4 protein-coding genes are annotated in these 2574 nt (G+C 43.7%); 3 read left to right on the top strand and 1 reads right to left on the bottom strand.

Annotated elements, in window-relative coordinates; genetic code table 11:
• The 3 genes from ACEW8S_RS15450 to ACEW8S_RS15440 form a co-directional block, all read left to right on the top strand.
• Window positions 1–670: helix-turn-helix domain-containing protein (locus tag ACEW8S_RS15450; protein ID WP_373519025.1), on the top strand; the 670-nt coding region annotated here is incomplete at its 5' end.
• Between the two features lie 106 nt (window positions 671–776).
• Window positions 777–1391: an alpha-ketoglutarate-dependent dioxygenase AlkB gene (locus tag ACEW8S_RS15445; RefSeq protein WP_373519024.1), complete on the top strand. Its 615-nt coding sequence runs from the start codon at window positions 777–779 to the stop codon at window positions 1389–1391.
• 233 nt (window positions 1392–1624) lie between these two features.
• Entirely contained in the window at window positions 1625–1903 is a 279-nt protein-coding gene (locus ACEW8S_RS15440) for a TIGR03643 family protein (protein WP_373519023.1), read from the top strand.
• Window positions 1904–1941: 38 nt separating this feature from the next.
• On the opposite strand, the gene ACEW8S_RS15435 is transcribed toward ACEW8S_RS15440, so the two are convergent.
• Window positions 1942–2574, bottom strand: a 633-nt coding sequence (locus ACEW8S_RS15435) for a S1/P1 nuclease (RefSeq protein ID WP_373519022.1), incomplete at its 5' end; no start/stop codon positions are given.

Below are 2574 nucleotides of genomic sequence, written 5' to 3'. Positions count from 1 at the left end.
CTTGATCGGAAGCAACCTTCCCCATTGCGGCTTTACCGATATACTGACCGGAAACGATAGCGAGACCGTGATACAGATGAAATCGGATTTTTTGGGAAACGATTTTTTCGACATCCCTGAAATGAAAAGAATCCAGTCCCTCTTCGAAATGGCAAAGGGCGGTATATCATTTTCAGGTAAGACCAAGCACAAAATCGGCGAAAAAATGGATATTTTGGAATACCAGACTGATTTTCAGCGGCTGTTATCCATTTTAAACATTCTGAACGAACTGGGAAACTCAAAGGAGTTCAAGATTTTAAATGCCCAAGGTTTTTCAATGGAAACCGAGGTAAAGGACAATGACCGCATCAACCATGTATTCAATCATGTAAAGTCCCATTTTAAGGAGGAAATCACCTTGAGGGAAATTGCCGACCTGGTGAGTATGACCGTACCCTCGTTCTGTCGCTATTTCAAAAAGATAACCAACAAGACTTTTACGCAGTTCGTCAACGAATATCGCTTGGTACACGCTTCAAAATTATTGGCGGAACGGCCCATGAGCATCACCGAGGTCTGTTTCGAAAGCGGTTTCAACAATTTCTCGCACTTCAACAAACAGTTCAAGAACTTTACCGGTCAGAATCCGTCGGAGTATCGCAATCAGTTAAAGACCGTATTGCAGTGATGGGAAAAATTCCAAATCTTTAATCCTGAGCGCAGCCTAGGGGCCAAGCACTAAATTCCAAATAGTTTTGGTTTGAACTCATACCTTCTAAATCTTAATTTTCAAAATGACCAGTTTACAAGGAAATTCAGGAGAAACAAATGGCATACTCCTAAACCTACCCGATAGCGAAATCACCTATTTCCCCATTTTTTTTTCTCAGGATAAGGCGGATACCTATTTTGAGCATTTTAAAAGGGAAGTGCCTTGGCAGCAAGACGACATCAAAGTTTTCGGGAAGGTACATCCCCAACCAAGGTTAACGGCCTTGTATAGCAACAATGGGAAGCCCTACTCCTACTCCAACGTTACTATGCAGCCACACGATTTTACGGAAGCCCTGATGGAAATCAAAAAGAAAATCGAGAGCAAGACCGATGTGATTTTCACGACCTGTTTGCTCAATCGCTATCGCTATGGAAAGGATAGCAATGGCTGGCATGCCGACAATGAAAAGGAATTGGGACAAAACCCGGTTATCGCGTCAGTCACATTGGGACAGGAACGCTATTTTCATCTCAAACATCGTGAGGATAAAAGTTTAAAGCAAAAATTACTATTAGAGCATGGTAGCCTTCTAGTTATGCAGGGTGCGACCCAGCATCACTGGCTACACCAGATTCCCAAGACCGCAAAAACTATAGGCGAGCGGATTAACTTGACGTTTAGGGTAATTGTGTAGTGGGGGGCAACCTCCTAAAACAAAAAAAATCGACTTTTGAAAAGCCGATTTTTTTAGTGGGACCCTGGTTTAGAAAGCTGGTTACTGTCTTTAGCGATTGGGCGGCCGCTAATGTTCTCGCAACGAACTTCACTACTATAACCCATGTATACTTGCTTTATTTTTTTAATTCGACAAAATTCCAATTAAATAGGATAAAGGGATGATACTCCCATTCGTATCTTTGGGGTATTATGGAAAAGGAATTCACGGAACGGGAACTGGACCGTATCATCGAAATGGCTTGGGAAGACCGCACTCCCTTCGAGGCCATCACCTTTCAATTCGGGATTTCTGAACAGGAGACCATCGAAATCATGAGCCGCGAGATGAAATCCAGCAGTTTCAGAATGTGGCGAAAAAGGGTACAGGGCAGAAGCACCAAACACGCCAAACTACGGCAAGACGATATCGACCGGTTCAAGAGTTCGAGGCAAAGGAATATTTCTGGGAATAAGATTTCGAAGCGGTAAGGAAATGAAATTTTAGTTCCTCAGTATTTTAGAACGTATCAGAACAAGTTGTTCAACACCTTCGCCAACCGCAATCCACCCTTCTCCAATTGTATTTCTACGGTAGCCCACCAATCATAACTGTAGCGGTAATAAAGCTTCTCCCCCATCTCAACGGAACCATAGATTTCATTGGCCAAGTCTTGCGATTCTTCGACCCAATCGTAGATATCTCCCTTTTGAATCGCTTTCTTTTGCGCTTTTGACAGCCGCGGCAAATTGGACGCCAATTCGGTATAGCTCATGCCGTAGTCATCGATCATGTTCGAATCCCAGACCCGGTGAAGGTTACTGCCCTTGTTGAACCAGCGTACCTGAATGTCGTTGCCGCCCTTATCTTCCAACCTTCCGACGTGCATGGGCTGATGCAGGTCCCCAATCAAGTGTACCAGCATCTTCAGGTAAAAGACCTTGTCTGCTTTCGAACTATTTGCATTCTTGATGATTTGGATGCATTTCTCGATACCGGTCATTAAATCTCCCTGTTTACTTGGCGGTTCGTCACCGTATTTTTTATCCGCGGGATAATTGACATAATGCCAGGCACTAAATTTGCGATACGAACTATCGGCCTTGATCTCATCCCCAAAATTGGATACGGCGGCCAAACTTTGACCATCCAGTAATTCAGC

Origin of the sequence: Pricia sp., assembly GCF_041745955.1 — a bacterium.
In the GTDB taxonomy this organism is placed as follows: domain Bacteria; phylum Bacteroidota; class Bacteroidia; order Flavobacteriales; family Flavobacteriaceae; genus Pricia.
The sequence above is the reverse complement of the archived record's forward strand: the minus strand, read 5'-3'. Positions and strand labels throughout refer to the sequence as shown.